Source organism: Aphanothece sacrum FPU1 (genome assembly GCF_003864295.1).
GTDB classification, from domain to species: Bacteria; Cyanobacteriota; Cyanobacteriia; order Cyanobacteriales; family Microcystaceae; genus Aphanothece_B; species Aphanothece_B sacrum.
Genome location: NZ_BDQK01000013.1, coordinates 284,518 through 310,044 on the forward strand (window position 1 = coordinate 284,518; position 25,527 = coordinate 310,044).

The window sequence follows — 25,527 nt, forward strand, 5'->3', positions numbered from 1 at the left end:
ACTGGTCGGTTTCCACCTTGCTTTTATATCGATTGGTCAAAATACTTTAAAAGCTGAAGTTACTAACATATCTTCTCATGGAATATGAATACTTTAATGCTAACCCTACAGTTTTTGTGTAATTAATTTTATGTGGTAACTTAACTAATTTGCATTAAATCTTCTATCAATATTTTACTGCCAATAGCAATCAAGGTTAGTCCACCTATAATTTCTATTTTTTGATTAAAAATACTGCCAAACTTGTGACCAATAAATACACCAATAAACGATAAAGAAAAAGTAATTAATCCAATTAAAGTACAAGCAAAAAAAATAGAAGACTCTAATAAAGATAGACTAAACCCTGTAGCTAAAGCATCAATACTCGTAGCGATCGCTAAAGCAAATAAAGTATAATTATCAAGAGGATTAAACTTTTTATCATCTTCTAATTGAAAAGCTTCATAAATCATTTTTCCGCCAATAAAAGATAATAAAATAAAGGCTATCCAGTGATCAAAATTAGATAAAAGATTTCTAAAAGTCAGTCCAGTTATCCAACCAATTAAAGGCATAACACCTTGAAATACACCAAAGAATAAAGCAATTTTTAACGCCTTATTAATCTTAATATGTTGAATTAGACAGCCACTGGTTACAGAAACAGCAAAAGCATCCGCCGCTAACCCAATTGATAAAAAAGTTGTATTGAGTAATTCCATTTATTTTTAATTTAGCTCTTTCTAAAGCATAGCTAATTTATTCAGGAAAAACTTTCATTTTTCTTTCATTATTAACTCATATATTGCTCAAATTTTATTGTTTTAAGATTAGGGAGAAAAAAATATAATTAATTTATATAAGTACAAATAACGACTTTTTCAAGTAATATTACTTAAATATTTTTATACTATTAGGCTAACGCGATATATATAAGCAATATATACGAATATAAATAGTTGTTATTTAAAGTTTTGTAACATTATACGAAAAATGTAAATTCTTGCTGAATCAATACTTTAATCATCTGGTTATTCGAGAACAGTTTTTATGACAAACACAACTACGAGTATACAAAAGCCAAAAATAGTGACTCCAATTGCTGTTGTTGGTATGGGCTGCTATTATCCTGGAGCTAGTGAATTATCAATGCTTTGGGAAAATATATTAACTAGACGATGCCAATTTCGACAAATTCCAGACCAACGCTTGCCCTTGGCAGACTATTACGATGCTGATCGCAACGCACCCGATAAAACCTATGGCAGTCGGGCAGCCGTCCTTGACGGGTTTGAGTTTGATTGGGTCAAACGACGGGTTCCTAAATCCGCCCTTGACTCCACAGATATTGTTCATTGGTTAGCCTTAGAAGTTGCCTTAAAAGCCATAGAAAATGCAGGTTACAGCCGTGAAAATGTACCTACCCAAAAATCCGGGGTCATCTTAGGCAACTCCTTGACAGGGGAACATACCCGCGCTCAGACCATGCGTTTGCGTTGGCCTTTTGTCAAACGGTCTTTGCAGGCCGCAGGAGCAGCCAAAGGCTTACCTAATCAAGTGATCGAAGAATTGAGCCAAACAATGGAACAATTCTATAAATCTGTGTTTGCAACCATTACGGAAGACACTTTAGCAGGGGGACTTTCTAATACTATCGGTGGCAGAATTTGTAATTTCTTTAATTTTGATGGGGGAGGATACACAGTAGATGGTGCTTGTTCTTCTTCTCTAATCGCCGTCACAACAGCCGCGACAGCTTTAGCAACTGGGGACTTAGATCTGGCCTTGGCCGGTGGGGTTGATATTAGCTTAGACACTTTTGAACTGATTGGCTTTGCGAAAACTGGCGCCTTAACCGCCCAAGATATGACCGTTTATGACCGTCGTGCTAGCGGTTTTATCCCAGGAGAAGGCTGTGGTTTTGCTGTTCTCAAACGTCTTGAAGATGCACGCGCAGATGGAGACTACGTTTACGCCGTTCTTAATGGTTGGGGAATCTCATCTGATGGCAAAGGAGGTATCACCGCTCCCTCAAAAACTGGACAAGCTAAAGCCTTGCGTCGCGCTTATGAGAAAGCTGGATATAGTCCTCAACAACTTCATTTTGTAGAAGGACACGGTACAGGAACCCCCGTCGGCGATCGCACAGAAATCGAAGGAGTGGCATTAGCTCTCAGTGCCGATGGAGCCATTAAACCGCGCTCTTGTGGTATGACTTCTTTTAAATCCCTTGTGGGACATACCAAAGCCGCCGCAGGGATTGGTGGATTTATTAAAGCCGTCATGGCGGTCAATCAAAGAATTTTGCCCCCAACAGTCAACTGTCAAGAACCCAACGCCTTGTTTGATGGTGTAGCCCAGGGACTCTATCCGATTGTACAAGGAGAAGTTTATCCCCCCACAGAAATCATCTACGGGGGGGTTTCTGCAATGGGTTTTGGTGGGATTAATTCCCATGTGACTCTATCTTCGGGAGATGCTCCCGCACCGTCGTTAAAATCGACCCTAGACGAAAGAGCGTTATTGGTTTCTCATCAAGATACAGAAGTATTTGTGTTGACTGGGGCTTCAGTAAGTTCCTTATTGGAACGGACTCAGATCATAAAACAACAAGCTCAAGGCATGAGTTTAGCGGAATTAGTTGATTTAGCCGCAGAACTTTCGAGCCAAGTTAATTCTCAGTTTCCCTTACGAGCAGCCATAGTCGCAGGTACACCCAAAGAGTTATTAGAACGGTTGGGACAGTTAGAGCAAATGCTTAACGATACCCCTCCTGCTCCCCAGGAAATCAAAGTCAGTCAGCAACGGGATATTTGGATTTCTAATCAAGTCAAACGCGATCGCGTAGCCTTTTTGTTCCCAGGGCAAGGTTCACAACGGTTAAACATGGCTCGGACTTTAGTAGAGCGTTATTCTTGGGCCCGAGAATTTTTACAACAGAGCGATCGCTGGCTCGAAGAAATGGGATTTTCACCCATTAGTGACTATATTTACCGTCCACTAGATCGGGCAGTCAACGCCGAACAAGTCCAGAACTGGTTTCAAGAATTAACTCAAATAGCTCCCAGTGCCATTTGTTTTGTTTCCTTACTTTGGAACCGTTATCTTGAACGTTTGGGCATTAAACCGGTTGCTGTCGCTGGTCACAGTCTCGGAGAACTGGTTGCTTTCCATATTGCCGGTGCTTATGACGAAAAAGCATTACTAGGATTTGCCGCCATGAGAGGAAAATTAATGAGGGCAAAGGCAACTCAGGCCGGAACTATGGCTAGTTTAGGTTGTGATTATTTAACTGCTCAACAACTTTTATCGGGAATAGCTGGTTACGTTGTTGTAGCGAATATTAATAGTCCGATACTTTTTCACTAACATTCACTAACATTTCTATTAATGGGTTAACAATGCACAATCAAAGAGTCTTTGATTGAGGGTGTATCTACCAAAGCACGAAGGAAAATCCCCCGTGCGCCATTTAGATCCCTGTCCATTTTTTGCCCGTCAATTTTAGATTTAATTACTTTTCTACCACCCAAGTTATGTATTAATTCACCAGTCCAGCTAACAGTTTTAGACGTATAAGCTTCACAACAATCTATTACCAATTTACCTGTTTCAAAAGCTTTATGCTTAAGAAATTCAGAAAATCGATAATGCGACCAACTAAGCATTTGTCTAACTGATTTTGTGCGAATTTTTCTGCTATTTTTAAGAACCATTTCTGATACTTCAAAAGTAGGCAAAAGAATAACATCATAGTTATCGACCAAAAAACGGGCAATTTTATGATGAAGTTCATCAATCAAATTCCTGATTCTTGTTCTTAACCTATCACACGCTTTTCGATAACGTTTTCTGGTTTTGGCATTAACTTTGGTAGAACGGGAAATTAAATTATCTAATTGATAGCATAAACGTTGAATCTTTCCTATGTCCCGATTACCAATCCAACCGAAACTATTGGGAGAAAATAATGTTAGAAAACTTCTAACACCAGGATCTAAGGCAACGATACGTCCTTGGTTATCGGATTCGTATCGTTGCACTTCATAGGGGACAGTTAAATAGTATTCACCATTCCTGGCTACTAATCGACTATCCCCAAGCTTAACAGGCAATATTTCAGTGTAGCGAATTGCCCCTAATATTGTATGGTATATTCCTTTATCTGAAATAGCCGATTTAGGGATATAACAAGATTGTTGTTTATCTTTGCGGGAACGAAATTTAACTCGTTGAATTTCTTTTGTTTTTATATACTTTTGCTTTGCATTTTTAACCGCAGTACAAGCATCTTTGATAGCAATACTTTTTATTTGATAAGGAACTTCTTTAGCCCATTCTGGAAGATCGTTTATAATACCTGTTTTAATTGCTTTCCAGTTAGCCTTTGTTTCTGGTTCCTGCAAATATTTAACAGTTTTATTGAAAACAAAACGAGAAACCCCAAACCAGTGTTTAATGGTTTTCTTCTGCTCCGTTGTGAGGTAAATTCTTATCTTCTTTGATTTTCTTAGAGTATTTTCTAAGTCCGTGCATTCGACAAGAGAAGATGTGAAGTATTGAGAGTAAATCGGCGGTAAGCTCAGATTCGGGACTGTGTACAGTTTGGTCGAGAACCATGATTTGTCCACCGTTTCGCTCAACCATGTATTGTATAAGCTCGAATCCGAATCGACATAATCTGTCTCTATGGGCAACAACAAGTGTGAGCTTATCTCCTTGCAATAATCTGTCCAGTATGGTTTTAAGCCCTTTTCGTTTGAAGTTAAGCCCACTTCCAATATCTTTGATGATTTCTGCTTCTGGATAGAATGAGTACATGAAGTTAACTTGTCGGTCAAGGTCGTCTCGTTGCTTTGTTGAACTGACTCGGCAATAGCAAACAAGGGAAGTTCTAGTTACACCATTAATGTAGGATTGGACATCGTACAATCGTTGTCCAGCTTCATTTTTAATGCTTTTGATTTTTCCTTCGTCGGCATATTTTCTTAATGTATTGGGATGAAAACCCAAAATTTCAACAGCTTTTCGTAATGGAACAAACATTCGCTGATTTGTTAGCGTTTGTTAGTTAATGTTAGCAAAATGGTAGCTAGTTGTCAACCCTATTTTGTTTGTGCGCTTAACCCCTAGGCATATAGTAACACAAATTAATTTGTTTTAGTATGTAAAATACACAAAACTTAATATAAAGCCGCCCGGCGGGGTTTTAAACCCAATTTCTCGATAAACCGCGACTTGTACTGAGCTTAGCCCAAGTAAGCGTCCATATTCTCTAATTTTGTGTTATGCTATTTAGCGTAAAATGATGGTAGTGACGAAACCTTAATTATTAATCTGCCTCATGAGAAAAAGTGCTTTTTTGGTGACTATTCTAGTTTGTTTTTCCCTTGTATTTAATTATTTTGTTTGGACTCCCAATGCAGTAGCATTTACTGAACAACAAAAACTTGTTTTACAGTCTTGGAGACTGGTTAATCAATCTTATTTAGATGATACTTTTAACCATCAAAATTGGTGGGCATTGCGGCAAGATTTCCTCAAACGTCCTTTACATGATAGCAAGGAAACTTACCAGGCTATTGATGAAATGTTAGCCACTCTTGATGAACCTTTTACCCGATTATTACGCCCTGAACAATATCATAATCTACAAGTAACAACCGCAGGTTCTTTATCGGGAGTTGGGTTACAAATTAATATTAATTCTGAGACGGGAAATTTGGAGGTTGTCTCTCCTTTGGCGGGATCTCCAGCCGAAAATGCTGGCATTCAACCCCATGATCGCATTCTTCAAATTGATGGAGTTGATACTATTACTCTAACTCTTGATGAAGCTGCGACTAAAATGCGTGGCCCCAGTGGAACTAAAGTGTCTTTAACTGTTCAATCTCACGAAAATAATAGCAAAATTCGTGAATTAGAAATTGTACGGCAACGAATTGCTTTAAGTCCTGTTGTTGCTAATTTAGATAATCAAACTAATCATATTCCTATTGGTTATATTCGCTTGAATCAATTTAGTGCTAATGCAGCCCAAGATATGACTAAAGCAGTGAATGATTTAGAAAAAGAAGGGGCTAAAGCTTATATTTTGGATCTGAGAAATAATCCTGGGGGACTGTTACAAGCAGGGATAGAAATTGCCCGTCTTTGGTTAGATAAAGGAACGGTAGTTTATACTGTTAATCGTCAAGGAATTCAAGATAGTTTTGTGGCTAATGGCCCTGCTTTAACTGAAGATCCTTTAGTTATTTTAGTGAATCAAGGAACAGCTAGTGCGAGTGAAATTTTAGCGGGTGCATTACAAGATAATGGACGGGCTTTATTAATAGGAGAAAAAACTTTTGGCAAGGGTTTAATTCAATCTTTATTTGAGTTACCTGATGGGGCAGGTTTAGCAATTACAGTAGCTAAATATGAGACTCCTAGTCATAAAGATATTCATAAATTAGGAATTATTCCTAATGAAGTGGTTACTCAAGAACCTATTACTTATCAGGAAATTGGCACTGAAGTTGATGTACAATATCAAGCTGCTATTAAGGCGTTAATAGCTAATACTGTATTAGCTGATGCTTCTAAAATAGATGATGTGGAGGTAGTGAAATAATATGTTTGTAAATAGGTGTTTATAAATAAATATAGTGAACTGGCACAACTAATTTAGTTTATTATAATTTGGGTTTGTTGACCTCAGTTCGACATAAGGTAATTTGTGGAAAACTCGCCATAAGCAGGAGTCTGGCAACCCTTATTTTCTCGAATTATCCACGACGAACTCCGAACTCCTAACACCGAACTCCTAACACTGAACTCATGTTGTTGGGTTTCGTGCCTCAAACGCCACTTCCTCTAAGCTGTTGTGCATTTAAACCGCTTATTTTGAACTTTGGTACAGACGTTAAAACCCCCTCTCCCTGCTCCGAAGCTCCCTGCTCCCATGCAGTCACAACAGGTCAATTAAATGCGTGACAGCTTACTTGGGGAAACCCCAAGATCGGAGTGGCTTCCCAACCTACAATAAAAAATATCAATACATATTTTATGAAAGTTGCTAGTTGGAATGTTAACTCAATTCGTACTCGACAATCTCAGGTTATAGACTGGTTAAAAAATAATCCAGTTGAGGTACTTTGTTTACAAGAAACTAAAGTCATTGATCAAGATTTTCCTCGACTTCCTTTTGAAGAATTAGGTTATCATCTCTATATATTTGGACAAAAAGCTTACAATGGTGTAGCTATTTTTAGTCAACAACCAATGGAAGATGTAACAATGGGATTTACTTCTATTGTTGGAGAAAGTTTAACTCAAGAATTTGATGAGCAAAAACGGGTTATTACAGGTATTTTTCAAGGGGTAAGAATTGTTAATTTATATGTTCCTAATGGTTCAGAAGTAGGTAGCGAAAAATACCATTATAAATTACGATGGTTTAAAGTTCTTAAAGAATACTTGAAAAAAATATTAGAAGAATCTACTCAAGAATTATGTGTTTGTGGTGATTTTAATGTAGCCTTAGAAGATAAAGATATTTATGATTCTAAACGGAAAGAGAATCATATTATGGCATCCCCATTAGAAAGAGAAGCGTTAAGAGATATATTAACAATTGGCTTAAAAGATGGGTTTCGTAAATTTAACGATGAAGGAGGACATTTTAGCTGGTGGGATTATCGAACAGGGGGATTTGAACGTAACCGAGGTTGGCGTATTGATCATCATTATTTGACGGATAAATTGTACGAAAAAGCAATTAGTTGTATAATAGATATAGCACCAAGAAAATTAATAAAACCTAGTGATCATACTCCCGTTATTGTTGAATTTTAAGCTTAATAATGAATCAAAAAAGACCGATTGCCGTTGATTTATTTGCTGGCGCAGGAGGAATGACATTAGGCTTTGAACAAGCAGGGTTTGATGTCTTAGCTTCAGTAGAAATTGATCCTATTCATTGTATAATTCATGAGTATAATTTCCCCTTTTGTACAGTAATTTGTCGGAGTTTAGAGAATGTATCAGCAAGAGAAATCAGGGCATTATCTAAAATAGGAAATCAGACAATTGATGTAGTATTTGGTGGCCCTCCCTGTCAAGGATTTTCTCTTATAGGTAAACGATGTTTAGAAGATGAGCGAAATGCTCTGATTAAGCATTTTATCCGCTTAGTTTTAGAATTACAACCCAAATATTTTGTTATAGAAAATGTGCCAGGAATGGCAATCGGAAAACACCAGAAGTTTTTAGAAGAAATTTTTGATGAGTTTAGAGAGATTGGTTATCAAGTTCATCCTAATTATCGTATTTTAAATGCAGCTAATTATGGCGTACCCCAAAATCGAGAAAGACTATTTTTAATAGGTAGTCAGTTAGGATTACCTTTACCTAATTATCCTCAAATTATCACAGAATTCAAAAATAATAAAGTCAATGAAACAAATATTAATATTCTCAAAACACCTACCGTTTTAGAAGCAATTCAAGACTTACCAGAGGCTAACAATTATCCTGAACTTAATTATCAAGATTGGGTAATAACTGATTATGGAGAAGCTAGTAATTATGGAAAAAAACTAAGAAATTTATCTAAGATTGATGATGACTATTCCTATAAAAGAGACTATGACTTTAAACTACTTACGGGTAGTCTTAGGACAAATCATAACCAGACATCAATTTACAGATTTGCTAAGACTCCTCAAGGAAAAATTGAGCCAGTGAGTCGCTTTTATAAGTTGCATCCTGATGGTTTATGTAATACTTTAAGAGCAGGTACACCGAGTAACCGAGGGGCCCATACTTCACCCCGTCCAATTCATCCTTTTACCCCTAGATGTATCACTGTAAGAGAAGCAGCTAGACTCCATTCTTATCCTGATTGGTTTAGATTTCATGTGACTAAATGGCATGGATTTCGTCAAATTGGTAATTCAGTTCCTCCTTTATTAGCAAAAGCTGTTGCTGAAGAAATCATTAAAATTCTTGATATTAATCCTCTTAAATCTAATGCTATTTATTATTTAGAAAATGAGCAAAAATATCTCAGTTTTAATCTGTCTCAAGCATCCCAATATTACGGAGTTGATCCTAAAATATTTGGCACAAGAATTCGTAAAAATAGTCAAGAAAAACAGTTATGATCGATTAGTTAATTTTCCATCTTCCATATAAATAATACGATCAGCCACATCTAAAATACGATTGTCATGAGTGACTAGCAAAATGGTACATCCATTATTTTTCGCTAAACGTTGCATGATATCAACCACATCTCGACCCGTTTGACTATCTAAAGCAGCAGTCGGTTCATCTGCTAAAATCATCTTAGGATGACTAACTAAAGCACGAGCGATCGCAACTCGTTGTTTTTGTCCCCCTGAGAGACTATCAGGATAATAATTGACACGGTGTTCTAACCCAACTTCTTTAAGAATAGCTTCAGATTTATCTTGAGCTTCCCGATAATTAATCTTATCGTGTAACTCCATTGACATTTGTACATTTTGTCTAGCGGTGAGAAAAGGTAACAAATTATGTGCTTGGAAAATATAACCAATTCGACGACGAATTTGCACTAACTTGTCTTCATTTGCTCCCTTTAACTCTTCTCCTAAATTTCTTAAACTCCCTTCTTGAACTGTTCGTAATGCTCCAATTAATGACAATAAAGTAGTTTTCCCTGAACCAGAAGGCCCAGTTAAAATAACAATTTCTCCGGCATATATACTGATATTTATATCAAATAAAACTTGTTTTTTCAAACTAGTTTTACCGAAATAGTGATTAAGATTACTAATTGAGAGAACTTCCATAATTTACCTTAACCGTTAAAAGATATCGGCTGGATCGGCTGCTTGTAGCTTTCTCACAGCAGTAGCACCAGAAACAAAACACATAACTATAGTTAAGACTAAAACCCAAACGGCTCTGTTAACCGTCATTTCAATGGGCAACAAGGTAGATTGTTTAGCAAAATGATATTGAACCATAGAAAAGACAAATCCTGGCAAATACCCTAAAATAGCGATTAGCAAAGATTGTTTTAAGGTCATAGATAACAGATATCGATGTCTATATCCGATTGCTTTAAGGGTAGCATATTCTGATAAATGCTCAGAAACCGCAGTATAGAGAATCTGATAAACAACCACTACTCCCACTAGAATTCCTAAGAAAACTCCCAAGTTGAAAATAAACCCGATCGCTGTACTCGACTGCCAATAGTTTTTTTCAAACTTAATTAACTCTTCCTTGGATAAAATTTTAATATCTTGGGGAAGATAATTTTTGAGTTTTTCCATAAACATTGGGGTATCGGTAGACGATTTTAATTTAATTAAACCAATATCAATAAATCCTTTATCTCTAGTTTTGAAAATTCTTAAAAAATTAAGATAGCTAGTAAATAAATTACCATCAGATCCAAAAGACGTTCCTAATTCAAATAAACCCACAACCTCAATTTTACGATTATCTCCAGCATTATTACTTACTTCAGTTGTTACCGTTCCTGCTTGCTCAAAATTCTTCACAATAGTACCAAATTCAGCGCGAGAATTTTTATCAAAAAGAACCACATTAGGCAATTTTAATTTATCTAGATTTTCCAAAATTCCTGGTAAATCAAAATTAGGATATCTGAGATCTACTCCAATAACAAATATATTGCGCCAATAGTTTTTAGTTAAGGGATTTTTCCACTGAGCAAAATCTAAATAAATAGGATTGACAAACTCGACTTCATCAAAAGATAACGCTTGAAGAAGACGACGTTCTGGGAAAGTTTCCATCGCAATTAAAGAAGTGGAACGAGGACTAATTAAAAAAACGTCTCCTTGTAACCCTTTGTGTAAATGAACAGCACTATCAAATAAAGCATCACGAATACCTAATTGCATAAAAATGATGACCACAGCAAAAACAACCCCGGACAAAGCAACAATTAACCGAGTTTTTTGGTGGACTAGCTGTAACCAAGCCGTGGGAATTTTTCTCATCATAATCAGTCTAAGAATTTAATGATTTAGGCTCATTTTTGAATTGCTTTAGTGGTATTAATTAATACTTTGACTTGTAAATTAGTCAATTCTGAGACTTTTCTACTATCTTCAGGATTCAGGCGTATTTTCACTTCTACAACTCTCGCATCCACATCAGCCACCGGATCAGTTCCCAAAATATTTTTTGTCCCAATTTGTAACCCAATTTCATCTACGATTCCTTGCAATTCACCCAAGGAACGATCAATTTTAATTGTTGCTGGTTGTCCAATTTGAACACGACCAATGTCGGTTTCATAAACTTCTGCGGTTACATACATTTGACTTGTTTGACCAAGATCAACAATGCCTTGATCTTTGACTAACTCCCCAGGCCAAGTATGAATCTTTAAAATTTGTCCCGTTTTGGGCGATCGCACATAAGATAAGTTTAAATCCGCTTCAGCTTTTTGAATTGCGGCTTGGGCTGTAATAACATCAGCTTGAGCCACTTCGACATCGACTGGACGTACTTCCTCAACCGCATCAAGAGTAGCACTAGCTTGTTCAATCTGTCTTTTTTGGGTAGAAACGATCCGATTGAGGTTAGCTTGAGCTTCGTTGATCTTTTCGTGTAAGGTCATTTCAATGCGACTTAAGTTCGCTTGTCCTTCCCTGAGAGTTTCTTGGGTTGTTTTGGCCAGTAAACAATTATTATCCCGTTCTTGCTCGGACACTGCCCCATTCTCATATAATAGACCATAGCGGTTACAATCGGTCTGAGCGTTGTTTAACTCAGCTTTAAGCCGCTCAATTGTGGCTTGTTGCGCCCCTTTTTCTCCTTGTAACTGAGCCACCAAACTGGCAATAGTGGCTTTTTGTGTGATGATTTGTCCGGTCAATTCTGCTTGAGATTGTTGAAATTTGGCATCTTGTGCTTGAATATCTCCAATTTTGGCACCTGCTTTAACTTGAGCTAAGCGAGCATTTGCACTAATGAGTTGGGATTGAGCCTGTTTTAAAGCTGCCTCTAACCGAGGATGACTGTCAAGAATGGCAATGATTTGTCCGGTTTTGAGGAGATCGCCGCGTTTGACCAGCAATCGCTCAATTCTGGCCCCTTCCGCAAAAGCTGGAGCAGAAATTTTAATCACTTCGTCTTTCGGCTCTAAATACCCCAAAGCCGCCACTTTGGGCGGTGCTTTTTCCGTGGGAGAGACAGCAGGAGTGATCGTTTTTGCTTCAGATTGGTATCGTAGCATGGTATAAGTAGCGATTGAACTTGCCCCTATGGCGGCGATAGTAATCATAAGGGTAGTAGTCCACTGTTCGGGTTTAGCAAGGATTGGAGATTTCATTTTGGTTCTTGGTAATTGAAATTACTTCCTTCAAAGTTGGTGTTGCTACATAATAAAATGTTTAATCAGCGATCTATCGTGAGCTTTTAATCGAGTAACTTTCGAGGGTGAGTAATTCGTTTTAAAAGTTGTACCATCATACTGCGGGGTAACAGACGAGGAATAACATTGGCCAAAAAATAATTTTTTAGTCCTGGAATAACATAACTGCGCCCTGCTTCTAAAGCTTTTAACGCTTCTGTCACCACTTGCAATGGTGGAGTGGCCCCTCCATCGTCAAATATTTTGACTAATGCTCCCGTGGAAGTCGGTCCAGGACAAAGGGCTAACACTCGTAATCCTCGATTTTGATACTCTGCCCAAAGAGCTTCACTAAATGAGAGAACAAATGCTTTAGTTGCGCCATAAACTGCCATATAAGGCATAGGCTGAAAAGCACCACTAGAAGAAAGGTTGATTATAGATCCATCTCCTTTGGCAAGCATTCCAGGAATAAATAGATGAGTTAAATCAACTAAAGCTGTAACGTTGACCATTATCTGGTTGTGATCTTGTTGAATTCCAATTTGCTCAAAGGGATCATAATTAAGAAACCCGGCATTATTAATTAGCATATCCACTGTTAGCTGCATTTGTTCGACAGTCTTAAAAATATCGAAAGCAACATTTTCACGACTGAGATCAGCAACAATAACTTCAGTGCTGACATTATAAAGTTCATGAAGATCTCTAGCTAACATTCGGAGTTTTTCTTCACTGCGGGCGACCAAAATAAGGTTCATACCTCGTTTAGCCAGATTTTTTGCAAATACTTCACCGATTCCAGAGGATGCTCCAGTGATTAACGCGGTCTTGCCTTGATAATGGAACATGGAAGTTTTCCTTAAACTTTTTGAACGTTTTTTGTATGTAGATGAATCTTATTTGCACGACAGGGTTTTAAACCCAAATCTTTGATAAAATAATTCCTCCTAATAGAACAAACCCCTGCCAAACATTTTGACCAAAAATCTCGCCATAGGTAGACATAGGAATTTCAGGAGAACTCAAACGAATATATTGTATCACCCATCCCACTAAAGCGATTCCCCAAGCGATCCAATATCCCACACTGAGAGGCATTATTACCCCCAAATAAGCGAATAATCCGGCTGTAGTGGCAAAAAAGACCCCCACTGCTTCGGCGGCATATTTCCCGAAAAATAAGGCACTAGAATTAATGCCAATTTTTTGATCATCTTCTCGATCAGACATGGCGTAAACTGTATCAAACCCCAATGTCCAAAAGATGGTTGCTCCCCATAATACCCAAGTAGCACCCTCTATATTGCCCGTTACTGCCGTCCAACTAATCAAAACGGCAAATCCCCAGGCCAAGGATAACACCAATTGAGGAATGGGAAAAATTCGCTTAGCTAAAGGATAACCCACAATCACGGGAACCGCCGCCACACATAGCCAAAAACTCAGGGAATTGAGATAAAATGCTAGAATAGCTGCACATCCTAATGCGATCGCGGCGATTCCTATGCCCACTTTAACGGATAGCGCACGGGAAGCTAAGGGACGGGTGCGGGTTCGTTCCACTTGGGGGTCAATATTTCTGTCCCACAAATCATTAATAACACATCCCATGGCACTTGTGGCTAGGGTTCCTAAAATAATAACCCCGACTAAGGGTAAGGGAGGAATACCCCGCGCAGCTAAAAAAATAGCCCATAATGCGGGAATCATCAAAATGAACCGTCCGGCCGGTTTATCCCATCGTAGCAGACGAATAATGGTTAACCATGTGGGTTCGGTGTTAAGTTGGGATTGAATCACCATAGTCAATAAACAAAAAATATAGTAAATAATTCAAATTACTAATTATAAGTTTAACATTATGGTTCTACCGAATTTAGTCTTAATTGGTGGAGGACATAGCCACGCGATCGCTTTAAAATTATGGGGAATTAATCCTATTCCTGGGGTGCGTCTAACTCTTATTACTAATACCTGCTATACCCCTTATTCGGGTATGTTACCAGGTCATGTGGCAGGTTTCTATAAGTTTGAAGAAATTCACTTAGATTTACGGTATCTATCCCAATTTTCTCAAGCTCAATTTTGTTTAGAGCAAGTGATAGGATTGGATTTAATTAATAATCAAGTAATTTGTCAGAATTATCCGCCTATTTCTTTTGATTATTTATCTATTGATATTGGCAGTACACCGAAAACTGATCAGGTTCCTGGTGCTTCTACATATGCGATTCGAGCTAAACCTGTACCTCAATTTTTAGAAGCTTGGAATCAATTAATTAATCAAGTTATTAATACCCCACAAAATACTTATTCTGTGAGTATTGTTGGTGGTGGTGCAGGGGGAGTTGAATTAGCCTTAAATATGCAAACTCGTCTCCAGAATATTTTACAAAATTCTCATCAACCGTTAGATAATTTAACTATTCATTTATTGCATCAAGGTTCAACTCTTTTGACAGGTCATAATGATTGGGTCAGTAAACGATTTCAGCAAATATTAAAGGAAAGAAAAATCCAAATTTATTTAAACGAAAAAGTAACAAAAATTGCTCCTAAAATAGACAATAATTATCAAATAATATGTCAATCTGGGTTAATAATTCCATCTAATCCTATTTTTTGGGTGACTCAAGCATCTGCACCTAATTGGATCAAAGAGTCAGGATTAATGACCGATGAAAAAGGATTTATTTTAGTCAATAATTACTTACAATCTCTTTCTCATCCTCATATTTTTGCCACAGGAGATATTGCCACAATAGAACATTATCCTCGTCCTAAAGCGGGGGTTTTTGCCGTTCGTCAAGGTCAACCTTTATTTAATAATTTACAGCGAATTATTTTAGACAAACCATTAAAAAGTTATATTCCTCAGAAGTATTATTTAAGTTTAATCGGAACTGGTGATAAAAAAGCGATCGCATCTTGGGGTTGTTTCGGATGGGAATCTTCCTGGTTATGGACTTGGAAAGACTATATTGATCGACAATTTATGGCTAAATTTAAGCCTAAATAAACTAGATTTTAGCTTATGATCTAGCTCGTAATTCAATCTGATTTTGTTTAATTGTTACATCATAGCTACCATAAAAATTTTGACCTAAAAGTCCAATTTTAGACAAAGAAGGATTAATAGAAACTTCCAAATTTTTAGCCATAAGTTCTCCAGCTTTTACAGAATAAACTCGGCCAATACCAATGGGAACCATACCACCTGCGGTTTGAGAATAAGCACTGTCATGAGCTTTTATTCCCATTGCAGATGCCATATCAGTCCCAATTGTAATACCACTCGCCCCTGTATCAAACAACATTTCAACTGTATATTTTCCATTAAAAGTAACATCAACTACTGGAATTCCAGACACTCGACGTTTAATAGGCAATTTAAACATTCCACTCTTAGGAGAAACAGTCTCTTGCGAAGGTGGAGAAGTTGGATTGCCACATAAATGACTAAGATCAATAAGTTGACCATTACTTCCCTGTAAAAAACAAGGTTGCTGAGCTTTAATTGTGGTAATATTAGGAGCAAAAGCAATACCAGCAAAGGCAACTACAGCAATAATCGTTTTCTTAATCATCATGACAAATTAATCAATCCGTTAAAAGTTTTCAATCTTAATATTCCCCAAGTATTAGCCGAAATTAACATAAAAAGTCTCTGCAATAAATTGACTTATTCCAAGTTAATTAGCTTTGTCTCATTCTATAACAACTCTTAGTTAATAAGAAATAAACATAATCTTAACTTAATGTCAGTGATCTTGATCACACTTAATAAGTGATTAAAATCATCATTGTTAAGGTAATTTTTGCAACAACTTCGGGAACACTAACGATAGCAGAATCATGAGAGTTAGTGCCACATGAGAACTCAGTCAGTTATCCTTGCTTCTTTAGTGTCGAGTAGTTTAATGATGGCTTTGCCCTTACAAGCTCAGCAAGTTTCTCGTCATAACCCCTATAATATTAATAGTTGTAATTACAGTCACTATTGGGTTAATAATCAGGGAAAGTGTATTGATTTACATGAACCGAATATTACTCGATATAATGGGTATGAAGAAAAATTTTTCAAGGCTTTAAAAAAAATTGGTATTGTCTTGAGTTATGAAAGCTGTGAACCTGGATTAATGGGTCATTATAAACCTTTCTATAATCGGTTAACAATTTGTCAAAATAATCGCAGAGACTTTTCTTTATATATCGAAACTCTTGCTCATGAAAGTTGGCACGTAGTTCAAGATTGTGCTACGGGTTTAAATAATGAGCGTGTTGCTCCTATTTTTAACTCAAATTCCTCTAGATTTCGAGCATCAATAAGCAGTTTAAAGTCTTCAGACTGGAAGGATTTGAATCTTTATGAATCTGAAGATTTACCCTATGAAGTTGAAGCATTTTTTATGTCAAAACATCCTGATGCTGTTTTAGAAGCGTTAGAGGTATGTTCAGCTAATATTACCAGGAAAAAATAGACTAAGAATTTAGATTTAATATTAGTCATCTAAAGATTACTTTGTGTATTAGGAAGGAACTTACGTTCCTTGCAAGCTAAGGTTTTAGAGCGTTAAGTTGACAGTAATAAATGATATTAGACACCTACAAAAGGTATCTTTTTCTGCTTAAACTGAGGCCAATGTAACCTGAACAGTTTGTCCAGGTTGAGGAGTTAATACAGAGGTTACAAGATTGTATTTAGCTAACATTTGACGAAAACCTGCAATAGTTCCTTCTTCTCGTATTACACTACTTAGAAATCCTTCATAGTCTACTTTTCCTGATCCTGCTGTTGGTAAAATAACCTGTGGTTTAAGAGTTTGGCAAAGTTCTAAAGTGGTTTTTTCTCCTTTAAGAATGGGTACTAAATGAAGTATACTTAGACCAACAATGGGAGTAATAACTACATTAATTTTTCCTTCTTCTGTTAATGTCGAAGAATGATAACCATGAGGTTCATAATAAATTTTTTGTTGTTCAATTAAATCCGTAATGATATAACCATTTTCAGTTAATTGAGGGCCAAGAGGCGAGCCAGGGACAGCTTTAATTGTAATACTATTATCTAAAGTATAACTTTGTCCATGGGCTAATTCTGTGACTTGTTTATAACCTAATTCTTTAACGATTTTAGCTGCATTAGGTGAAGCAACCACAGGAATATTATGGTCTAATTCTGTGAGGGTTGGAATATGGGTATGATCTTCAAGTCCTTGAGATAAAATAATTAAATCTATGGGTTGATCAATGGTATAGGTAATAGACTTAATTCCCTTAAAAAGCCAGTCTAGATTACCAAAAACAAGGGAACCAACTAACCAAGGGTCAATAAGGATTCTTTTTCGGGCAATTTCTATTAACCAGGAATTACTATCAAGCCACGTTAATTGCATAAACCTTAAATTAAGTGTTTTGTTTGACATTTACTTACTATTATATCTAAGTCCCAATGGTTTTGCTCGACTGAAAATCGAGCAGCTAGTTTTTCTCAATTATTTATTTTCTCAAATGAATCAAGGTTTGTGCTAGACTAAAAGATAATCTTAAATCAGGTAAAATGCGAATTTTAATTGTCGAAGATGATCCCCTAATGCAGTTGGGATTAGAGCAAGCCTTAAGTGAATATCCTGACTTTGAAATCATCGGACAAGCTGAAGATGGTTATGCCGGAGTACAAAAGGCATTAGAACTTAAGCCTGATTTAATTGTAATGGATATTGGTTTACCTCGTTTGGACGGAATTGCTGCTACTAAGCAGATTAAGGAAAAATCACCCAATATTCATGTGGTGATGCTTACTTCTCATACCTCACAGACAGAGGTAGTAGCAGCTTTATCGAGTGGGGCTGATGCTTATTGTATCAAAGGGGCGAGTTTAGAACGATTATTAGCAGCTATTGAAGCAGCTAAAGATGGGGCAACTTATCTTGATCCCCAAATTGCTCGATTAGTATTAGATAATCTTAAACCACCTAGCCCAGAAGTTAATCAAAATATTAGCTTACTTTCTGAACGAGAATTAGAGGTTTTAAAGTTAATTGTGGAAGGAAAAAGTAATAATGAAATTGCTGAACATTTATATCTTAGTACCAATACAATTAAAACTCATGTCAGAGGGATTATGAATAAATTAGCCGTTGATGATCGAGTACAAGCGGCCGTTATTGCTTTGCGTTCTGGACTGGTATAATAATGTTTTAGGGAACATAATTATTATCTATAAATATGAGCAATAAGGATGTTATTATTTTAGGCAGTGGTTTATCAATTTTAGACTTATCATCTGAGGAAATTAACTATATAAATCAATGTGAAGTAATCATAGCAATCAATAAATTTATGGCTTTTTATCAAAAAAGTCAAATTCTTCCTAATCATATTTACTTTGTTGATGCCTACGATCTTTCCAATGTTAATTTTTTACAACATATTTTTAATGTGTGTAGAAAAAATAAGTTAGAAGGATTGACTTTTATTATTTCTAAGACAATCCTAGAACATCCCATGACTGGTCAAAGATTTTGTTCAAAAAGAATTGCTTTTATCTTAAAAAAGAAATACTTAGAAATTGAAAACGAAATTCATAACAAATTGTTTCATGGGGAAAAAGCGAATACCAACTTATTCTTAATTCCAGAAAATTGTAAATTTGAATTAATTTCTCATCAACATTGGTTAGAAGGGAATATTTGGGGTGATAGTTTACAAAAGCCACTTTTTCATTATAGAGGCAGCCTAAGTACCGTTTTAAATTATGTTTCTATCAAATATCCTCAAAGAACTATTAAGTTAATTGGTGTTGATTTTAATTCTCCTCGTTACTTTTTTCAAGATGAGCTTGAAAAACTCAATTTCGTCTGGAAAGACTGGACAACCTCTATCACTCAAGAAAAAAAGACTCATTTTAGTGCCATTCCCTATCAGGGAACTACAATTTTTGATAAATTCGATTTTATGCTTAAAAATCTTGACGGAACTGGGAATATCGTGTATAGTTGTAATCGTGACAGTTTATTAATAGAAAAAGGATTAGTTAAATATTCTGCGGTTATAAGTTGAATAAAAGTATGTCATAATCTCATAATTTAAGGAGTTTAAGAGAAGATGAATCCTAAAATATTAATTATTATCTTAAATTGGAATGGAAAAAAAGATACTTTAGAGTGTTTAGAATCAAGTACAAAAATTGATTATGATAATTATGAGATTGTCGTTGTTGATAATGGTTCTACAGATGATTCTGTAAAATCTATAAGAGAAAAATATTCTCACATAAAAATAATTGAAAATAATGCTAATTTAGGGTATGCAGAAGGTAATAATGTAGGAATTCGCTATGCGCTCTCAGAAAATACAGATTATATATTATTGCTAAATAATGATACTATTGTTGATAAAAATCTTTTGACAAACTTTATAAAAGCCAGTGAAAATTATCCCAAAGCAGGTATTTTTGGAGCTAAAATCTACTATTTTGATACCCCTAATAAAATTTGGTTTGCGGGTGGAACTTGGCAACTAGAAAAAGCTAAATCTGAGCATATTGGAGGTAATGAAATTGACGATTCAGGGTTTTGGAATGATGTTAAAGAAGTTGACTATGCTTGTGGATGTGCTTTATTAATAAAGAGTGAAGTGATCCAAAAGATTGGTTTGCTTGAATCAAGATTTTTTCTAACCTGGGAAGAACTCGATTGGTGTTACAGAGCTAAAAAACTAGGATATCAATCTTTGATCGTGCCTAGTGCTAAAGTTTGGCATAAAATTTCTGCCTCTTTTGTTGGGGGTGCAGGTAAATTTCATCAGCAATATTTTATGGAAAGAAACCGATTATTATGGATGGAAAAACATTTACAATTGAATCAGATAATATCAGTGTATAAACGAATAATATTACCAGAAATTTATGAAAGTATGCGAGGTTATTTAAGTTCTAATTCAAGTCCTAACAAAAAAGCAAAATGCAAAGTTAGTTTAGCTGCTTTTAGGGACTATATACAACGTAGATTTGGAGATTGTCCTTCATGGGTTCGTTCTATTAAAGAATAACTGGAATTGTTAACTTACTTAAGCAGTTTTCAACTGATGACATATAAAAAAGTTGTTTTATTTTTTCCTCATAATCCTTGGCCTCCCAAAAGCGGCGCTCACAAACGTTGTCTTGAGATAATTTCTGGGTTAAAAGAAATAGACTGTGAAATTTTTTTATTGAGTTCAACACTTTCTTCTGAAAATCAATGGAAAGAATCAAGTATTGATGCCTTGAAAAAAAAGTTTGTTAAAGATGTGTTAATATATCATCCTAATAAATGGGATAGTTACTCGATAAAATTAAACCAAAAATTCTATACTTTTCTTAAAATAAATCCTCCTTTAAATTCCGGTATAAATAGTCCAATTGGTATCTGTCTATGGAGCAGTAAGATTATTAGAGAAATTGTTCCTGATATTATCTTCATGAACTATTGCTATTGGGATAAGTTAATAAATCATCGGGAATTTCAATCTATAAGGAGAGTGATTGAAACTCATGATCTGGTAACTATAAATACAAAAATGCGAGATATAATTAGTCCCTATTTATCAAATAAATTTATTAAAGCTAATAGAATAGATGATGAATTATTGAAAGAGAATTTTTTTGAAGTTTTGAATTTACAAACAGATGAGGAAGAGTATAAAATTTATGATCAATATCAAACAACAATTGCTATTTCTTCGACAGAAAAAAATCTGATTGAACAAAATACAAATAAAACGAAAGTTATTTTACTTCCCATGACACAAGAACCTTGTTATTTATCTAATCAGTATCAAGATTCAGCCTTATTTCCCATAGGGCCTAATCTTTTTAATATACAAGGTTATTTTTACTTTACTCAAAAAGTTTTACCTCAAATTTTACAAGAGATTCCCTCTTTTTCATGGCAAGTTACAGGAAATTTCCAATTTAAGTTAATTCCTAAACCGGAAGAAAGAGTTATAATCAGAGGATTTGTTCCCGATTTAAAAAAGGTGTATGAATTATCAAGCTTTGTTATTTCTCCTGTGATTGGTGGAACTGGTCAACAGGTAAAAATTGTTGAAGCTATGGCTCATGGACTTCCTGTTATTGCGCTTAAACAAAGGGCTGAAAATTCGCCTATCAATCATGGTATTAATGGATTTATAGCTAATAATGCTGAGGAATTTGCTGATTATGTGAAACAACTTTGGCAAGATCGTACCTTATGTCGTAAGTTAGGAAAAGCTGCTCAAGAAACGATTGCAGCTAATTTTTCTAGAGAACTTTTGACGGAAAAATTATTATTAATTATTAGTTAGATTCAATATTAAAATTATGCGAATTCTTTACGATGGTCAAATATATAAGTATCAGGTAACTGGCGGAATTAATCGTTACTTTTCTAATATAATTAAAGGACTTTCTAATAATTATTACCCAACTTTATTAACGGAAAATAATCGTGATTTAAATTACCCTGAACACCCCAATTTAAAAATCATCAGATGGCATCAAAAATTTCGTCCTGAGCGTGTTCGTATTCTGGTTGATAAGTTATATGCTGAAGCAATTAACAGATTTAATAATTTTGATATTGTCCATCCGACCTATTATTCATTAGTTAATCGACAAAGTATTGAATCTTATCGATTGCCAATGGCAATTACAGTTTATGATATGATTCATGAACTTTTTGCTAATAATCTACCGGATAGTCGTTTTACAATTCCCATCAAACGTAAGGCTATTATGGCAGCACAAGCAATCATTTGTATTTCTGAAAATACAAAGCAAGATTTAATCAATCTATATGCTGTTCCAGAAGAAAAAATTTGGGTGACTTATTTAGCTCCCGAAATCGATATTAGTCTTTCCTATAGTTCTGAAACTATTCCTCAAGCTCCTTATTATGTGTTTATTGGCAGTCGTTCTAAATATAAAAACTTTGATCGTTTACTCTCTGCATTTGCTCAAGTTTGTGATGTTGAGTCAGACTTAAAACTTTGTGTTATTGGCGCACCATTTAATAAACAAGAACTCAAAATGATTGATGACTTAAAATTAGATAATCGTCTTGAAAATTATGGCTATGTCACAGATACTCATCTAGCTAAACTTTATCGTAATAGTATTGCCTTGGTTTATCCCTCACTTTATGAAGGGTTTGGCATTCCTCCCTTAGAAGCTATGGCTTGTGAAACGGCTGTTATTGCGTCCAATTGTTCTAGTATTCCTGAAGTAGTGGGAGAGGCTGCTTTATTATTTAATCCTGAGTCGATTGATGATCTTATTGAATCATTAAGATTCCTCTTAAAAAACCCAATTGAACGGGATAATTTCATCCAAAAGGGAAAGGAAAGAACTAAGTTATTTAGTTGGGAAAAAACCGTTAGTCAAACCATCGATGTTTATCGCTCTTTAGGGAAATAAACTAGTAAAAAAAACTCCCGCCGTTAAAAGCAGGAGTCCTTAAATATTTTGACCTAAATCTTAGTCAAGATCAGGCATAGCGAGTACGGGTTCAGTCTCACGATCAATCCCTTTCTCAAATCCAGCAGCAGCCGCCCGCGCACGTCCAGCGTGCCACAGATGACCAACCAGGAAGAAGAAACCAAGGGTAAAGTGAGATGTCGCTAACCACGCACGAGGAGATACATAGTTGAAAGCGTTAACATCGGTGATAACCCCACCCACAGAGTTCAAAGAACCTAGAGGAGCATGGGTCATATATTCAGCAGCACGGCGAACTTGCCAAGGCTGAACATCATTTCTTAACTTGTCTAAATCTAAACCGTTAGGACCACGTAGAGGCTCTAACCAAGGGCCACGGAAGTCCCAGAAACGCATGGTTTCACCACCAAAGATGATTTCACCAGTAGGAGAGCGCATCAGGTATTTACCTAGACCTGTGGGGCCTTGAGCAGAACCGATATTTGCTCCCATACGTTGGTCACGCACTAAGAAGGTGAAGGCTTGAGATTGAGAAGCTTCCATGCCAGTTGGGCCATAGAACTCACTGGGATAAGCAGTGTTATTAAACCAAACAAACACAGAGGCAATGAAACCCATCATGGACAACGCGCCTAAACTGTAGGAGAGATAAGCCTCACCAGACCAGATAAACGCGCGACGGGCCCAAGCAAAAGGTTTAGTTAAGATGTGCCAAATACCACCGAAGATACAAATCAGGCCAATCCAAATATGACCACCGATAATGTCTTCCATGTTGTTAACACTAATAATCCAACCTTCACCACCGAAGGGGGCTTTGACTAAATAGCCAAAGATTACCGCCGGATTGAGAGTAGGATTAGTTATCACACGCACATCTCCGCCACCAGGGGCCCAAGTGTCATAGACACCGCCAAAGAACATGGCTTTGAAAACCAATAACAACGCACCACATCCCAAAAGAATGAGGTGATAACCGATGATATTGGTCATTTGGTTCTTATCTTTCCAGTCATAACCAAAGAAACTGGAATATTCTTCTAAGGTTTCAGGGCCCCGTAGAGCATGGTAAATACCACCGAAACCGAGAACCGCCGAAGAAATAATGTGTAACACCCCAACGACAAAGAAGGGGAAAGTATCAGTAATTTCACCGGCCGGCCCTACACCCCAACCTAGAGTAGCAATGTGAGGCAGAAGAATGAAGCCCTGTTCGTACATGGGCTTTTCAGGGATAAGATGAGCAGTTTCAAACAGGGTCATAGCCCCTGCCCAGAAAACGATTAAACCAGCGTGGGCGACATGGGCCCCTAGAAGTTTACCGGAAAGGTTGATTAGACGGGCATTTCCCGACCACCAAGCAAATCCAGTAGATTCTAGGTCACGTCCACTGGTAGCAGGCATATTAGAGAGCGTTACCACGGGGAAGTACCTCTTCAGGGAAGATAAAGTTTTGATGGGGTTGGTCTTGGGGAGCCATCCAAGCTCGTAGACCTTCGTTTAATAAAATATTTTTGGTGTAGAATGTCTCAAATTCAGGGTCTTCAGCAGCCCGTAATTCTTGGGAGACAAAATCATAAGCCCGTAGGTTGAGGGCCAAGCCTACAATACCAATGGAACTCATCCACAGACCCGTTACCGGGACAAATAACATGAAGAAGTGTAACCAACGTTTGTTGGAGAAAGCAATACCGAAAATCTGTGACCAGAAACGGTTAGCTGTCACCATTGAGTAGGTTTCTTCTGCTTGGGTTGGTTCAAACGCCCGGAAAGTGTTCGCTTGATCACTATCTTCAAACAGGGTATTTTCTACTGTAGCACCATGAATAGCACAAAGTAGCGCACCACCGAGAACACCCGCTACTCCCATCATGTGGAAGGGATTAAGTGTCCAGTTGTGGAAACCTTGTAAAAAGAGGATGAAACGGAAAATTCCGGCTACTCCGAAACTAGGAGCAAAGAACCAGCTAGATTGTCCCAAGGGGTACATCAGGAATACGCTGACGAAAACCGCAATAGGAGCAGAAAAAGCGATGGCGTTGTAAGGACGAATACCTACTAGACGGGAAATTTCAAACTGACGTAGCATGAAGCCAATCAGAGCGAAAGCACCGTGAAGGGCGGTAAATGTCCATAAACCACCGATTTGACACCAACGGGTAAATACACCTTGAGCTTCAGGGCCCCAAAGGAATAAGATGGAGTGTCCGAAGGCGTTAGCAGGGGAAGATACAGCAACGGTCAGGAAGTTACAACCTTCGAGGTAGGAACTAGCCAATCCGTGAGTGTACCAAGAACTAACAAAGGTGGTTCCGGTTAACCAGCCGCCTAAAGCCAGATAGGCACAGGGGAATAGTAGTAAACCAGACCAACCAACGAAGACAAAGCGATCGCGCTTAAGCCAGTCATCGAGGATATCAAACCATCCTCTTTCTGGTGCGCGTCCGACTGCAATGGTCATAGGGTCTTAATCCTCTAGCAACTCGATGGCAAGATTTCTTAACGGGAGTGTTATCTAGTTTAGGTCATTATCGTCCCATTTTCTTATTAGGAGGCGACCGAGATAAAGCTTTTCAGCTTGACTGAGTAGGCTGGTAAAATTGGCTTTTTGAGCCGTTTTCACTCCTCTAGGGACTTAATGAGTGGATCATTAATATTTCTTAAACTAGCACAATCTCACCCCAATCCCTGATCAAGTCTGGGATATTAGGAGAGGCTT

23 protein-coding genes are annotated in these 25,527 nt (G+C 36.8%); 11 read left to right on the plus strand and 12 right to left on the minus strand.

The window, feature by feature from the left end:
• Positions 1-140 precede the first annotated feature (140 nt).
• Complete coding sequence (locus AsFPU1_RS11945) at positions 141-704, minus strand: manganese efflux pump MntP (RefSeq protein ID WP_124974818.1); 564 nt, start codon at positions 702-704, stop codon at positions 141-143.
• 328 nt (positions 705-1,032) lie between these two features.
• Here AsFPU1_RS11945 and AsFPU1_RS11950 point away from each other — a divergent pair, with 328 nt between their 5' ends.
• Positions 1,033-3,351, plus strand: coding sequence for a beta-ketoacyl synthase N-terminal-like domain-containing protein (locus AsFPU1_RS11950; protein ID WP_124974820.1), 2,319 nt, complete (start codon positions 1,033-1,035; stop codon positions 3,349-3,351).
• A gap of 26 nt (positions 3,352-3,377) precedes the next feature.
• On the opposite strand, the gene AsFPU1_RS11955 is transcribed toward AsFPU1_RS11950, so the two are convergent.
• Positions 3,378-4,553 (minus strand): RNA-guided endonuclease InsQ/TnpB family protein, encoded by a 1,176-nt coding sequence (locus AsFPU1_RS11955; RefSeq protein ID WP_124974951.1) that lies wholly within the window; start codon positions 4,551-4,553, stop codon positions 3,378-3,380.
• Complete coding sequence (locus tag AsFPU1_RS11960) at positions 4,438-5,028, minus strand: IS607 family transposase (RefSeq protein ID WP_124974822.1); 591 nt, start codon at positions 5,026-5,028, stop codon at positions 4,438-4,440. The genes AsFPU1_RS11955 and AsFPU1_RS11960 overlap by 116 nt, the downstream gene beginning before the upstream one ends.
• A gap of 298 nt (positions 5,029-5,326) precedes the next feature.
• Here AsFPU1_RS11960 and ctpA point away from each other — a divergent pair, with 298 nt between their 5' ends.
• The 3 genes from ctpA (at position 5,327) to AsFPU1_RS11975 (ending at position 9,128) form a co-directional block, all read left to right on the plus strand.
• Positions 5,327-6,595 carry a carboxyl-terminal processing protease CtpA gene (ctpA, locus tag AsFPU1_RS11965; protein ID WP_124974824.1) on the plus strand — a complete coding sequence of 423 codons (1,269 nt, stop codon included), beginning with the start codon at positions 5,327-5,329 and terminating at the stop codon, positions 6,593-6,595.
• A 434-nt stretch (positions 6,596-7,029) separates the two neighbouring features.
• On the plus strand, positions 7,030-7,818 hold the full coding sequence (gene xth, locus AsFPU1_RS11970) for an exodeoxyribonuclease III (RefSeq protein WP_124974826.1): 789 nt from the start codon (positions 7,030-7,032) through the stop codon (positions 7,816-7,818).
• An 8-nt stretch (positions 7,819-7,826) separates the two neighbouring features.
• Positions 7,827-9,128, plus strand: a complete 1,302-nt coding sequence (locus AsFPU1_RS11975; RefSeq protein WP_124974828.1) for a DNA cytosine methyltransferase — start codon at positions 7,827-7,829, stop codon at positions 9,126-9,128.
• On the opposite strand, the gene AsFPU1_RS11980 is transcribed toward AsFPU1_RS11975, so the two are convergent.
• From AsFPU1_RS11980 to AsFPU1_RS12000, 5 genes are all read right to left on the minus strand, one after another.
• Positions 9,123-9,800 carry a DevA family ABC transporter ATP-binding protein gene (locus AsFPU1_RS11980; RefSeq protein ID WP_172957500.1) on the minus strand — a complete coding sequence of 226 codons (678 nt, stop codon included), beginning with the start codon at positions 9,798-9,800 and terminating at the stop codon, positions 9,123-9,125. The two genes, AsFPU1_RS11975 and AsFPU1_RS11980, sit on opposite strands and share 6 nt — an antisense overlap.
• 15 nt (positions 9,801-9,815) lie before the next feature.
• Positions 9,816-10,988: an ABC transporter permease DevC gene (gene devC, locus AsFPU1_RS11985; protein WP_124974832.1), complete on the minus strand. Its 1,173-nt coding sequence runs from the start codon at positions 10,986-10,988 to the stop codon at positions 9,816-9,818.
• Positions 10,989-11,017: 29 nt separating this feature from the next.
• On the minus strand, positions 11,018-12,325 hold the full coding sequence (locus tag AsFPU1_RS11990) for an ABC exporter membrane fusion protein (protein WP_124974834.1): 1,308 nt from the start codon (positions 12,323-12,325) through the stop codon (positions 11,018-11,020).
• Between the two features lie 86 nt (positions 12,326-12,411).
• A complete protein-coding gene (locus tag AsFPU1_RS11995; protein WP_124974836.1) occupies positions 12,412-13,197 on the minus strand; it encodes an SDR family NAD(P)-dependent oxidoreductase in 786 nt (261 codons plus the stop codon).
• 67 nt (positions 13,198-13,264) lie between these two features.
• Positions 13,265-14,152: a 4-hydroxybenzoate solanesyltransferase gene (locus tag AsFPU1_RS12000; protein ID WP_124974838.1), complete on the minus strand. Its 888-nt coding sequence runs from the start codon at positions 14,150-14,152 to the stop codon at positions 13,265-13,267.
• Positions 14,153-14,207: 55 nt separating this feature from the next.
• Here AsFPU1_RS12000 and AsFPU1_RS12005 point away from each other — a divergent pair, with 55 nt between their 5' ends.
• Complete coding sequence (locus tag AsFPU1_RS12005) at positions 14,208-15,368, plus strand: FAD-dependent oxidoreductase (protein ID WP_172957501.1); 1,161 nt, start codon at positions 14,208-14,210, stop codon at positions 15,366-15,368.
• 13 nt (positions 15,369-15,381) lie between these two features.
• On the opposite strand, the gene AsFPU1_RS12010 is transcribed toward AsFPU1_RS12005, so the two are convergent.
• The gene (locus tag AsFPU1_RS12010; RefSeq protein WP_124974842.1) at positions 15,382-15,939 is read right to left on the minus strand and encodes a retropepsin-like aspartic protease family protein; all 558 of its coding nucleotides are present in this window, start codon (positions 15,937-15,939) and stop codon (positions 15,382-15,384) included.
• A 282-nt stretch (positions 15,940-16,221) separates the two neighbouring features.
• Here AsFPU1_RS12010 and AsFPU1_RS12015 point away from each other — a divergent pair, with 282 nt between their 5' ends.
• Positions 16,222-16,830 (plus strand): DUF8637 domain-containing protein, encoded by a 609-nt coding sequence (locus tag AsFPU1_RS12015; protein ID WP_124974844.1) that lies wholly within the window; start codon positions 16,222-16,224, stop codon positions 16,828-16,830.
• A 147-nt stretch (positions 16,831-16,977) separates the two neighbouring features.
• Here AsFPU1_RS12015 and AsFPU1_RS12020 read toward each other — a convergent pair whose 3' ends face one another.
• On the minus strand, positions 16,978-17,745 hold the full coding sequence (locus tag AsFPU1_RS12020; RefSeq protein ID WP_124974846.1) for an MBL fold metallo-hydrolase: 768 nt from the start codon (positions 17,743-17,745) through the stop codon (positions 16,978-16,980).
• 164 nt (positions 17,746-17,909) lie between these two features.
• Between AsFPU1_RS12020 and AsFPU1_RS12025 the strand changes: the two genes are divergently transcribed.
• Genes AsFPU1_RS12025 through AsFPU1_RS12045 form a run of 5 tightly spaced genes read left to right on the plus strand, consistent with a single transcriptional unit; the run spans position 17,910 to position 22,787 of the window.
• Complete coding sequence (locus tag AsFPU1_RS12025; protein WP_124974848.1) at positions 17,910-18,542, plus strand: response regulator; 633 nt, start codon at positions 17,910-17,912, stop codon at positions 18,540-18,542.
• 35 nt (positions 18,543-18,577) lie between these two features.
• Complete coding sequence (locus AsFPU1_RS12030; RefSeq protein ID WP_124974850.1) at positions 18,578-19,411, plus strand: hypothetical protein; 834 nt, start codon at positions 18,578-18,580, stop codon at positions 19,409-19,411.
• Between the two features lie 45 nt (positions 19,412-19,456).
• Entirely contained in the window at positions 19,457-20,401 is a 945-nt protein-coding gene (locus AsFPU1_RS12035) for a glycosyltransferase family 2 protein (protein WP_124974852.1), read from the plus strand.
• Positions 20,402-20,437: 36 nt separating this feature from the next.
• Positions 20,438-21,676: a glycosyltransferase family 4 protein gene (locus tag AsFPU1_RS12040; RefSeq protein ID WP_124974854.1), complete on the plus strand. Its 1,239-nt coding sequence runs from the start codon at positions 20,438-20,440 to the stop codon at positions 21,674-21,676.
• A 16-nt stretch (positions 21,677-21,692) separates the two neighbouring features.
• Positions 21,693-22,787: a glycosyltransferase family 4 protein gene (locus AsFPU1_RS12045; RefSeq protein WP_124974856.1), complete on the plus strand. Its 1,095-nt coding sequence runs from the start codon at positions 21,693-21,695 to the stop codon at positions 22,785-22,787.
• Between the two features lie 60 nt (positions 22,788-22,847).
• Here the strand turns inward: AsFPU1_RS12045 and psbC are convergent, their stop codons facing one another.
• Both psbC and psbD read right to left on the minus strand, forming a co-directional pair.
• On the minus strand, positions 22,848-24,230 hold the full coding sequence (psbC, locus tag AsFPU1_RS12050; protein ID WP_124974858.1) for a photosystem II reaction center protein CP43: 1,383 nt from the start codon (positions 24,228-24,230) through the stop codon (positions 22,848-22,850).
• On the minus strand, positions 24,214-25,269 hold the full coding sequence (gene psbD, locus AsFPU1_RS12055; RefSeq protein ID WP_124973550.1) for a photosystem II D2 protein (photosystem q(a) protein): 1,056 nt from the start codon (positions 25,267-25,269) through the stop codon (positions 24,214-24,216). Before psbD ends, psbC begins: the two co-directional genes overlap by 17 nt.
• Positions 25,270-25,527 lie beyond the last annotated feature (258 nt).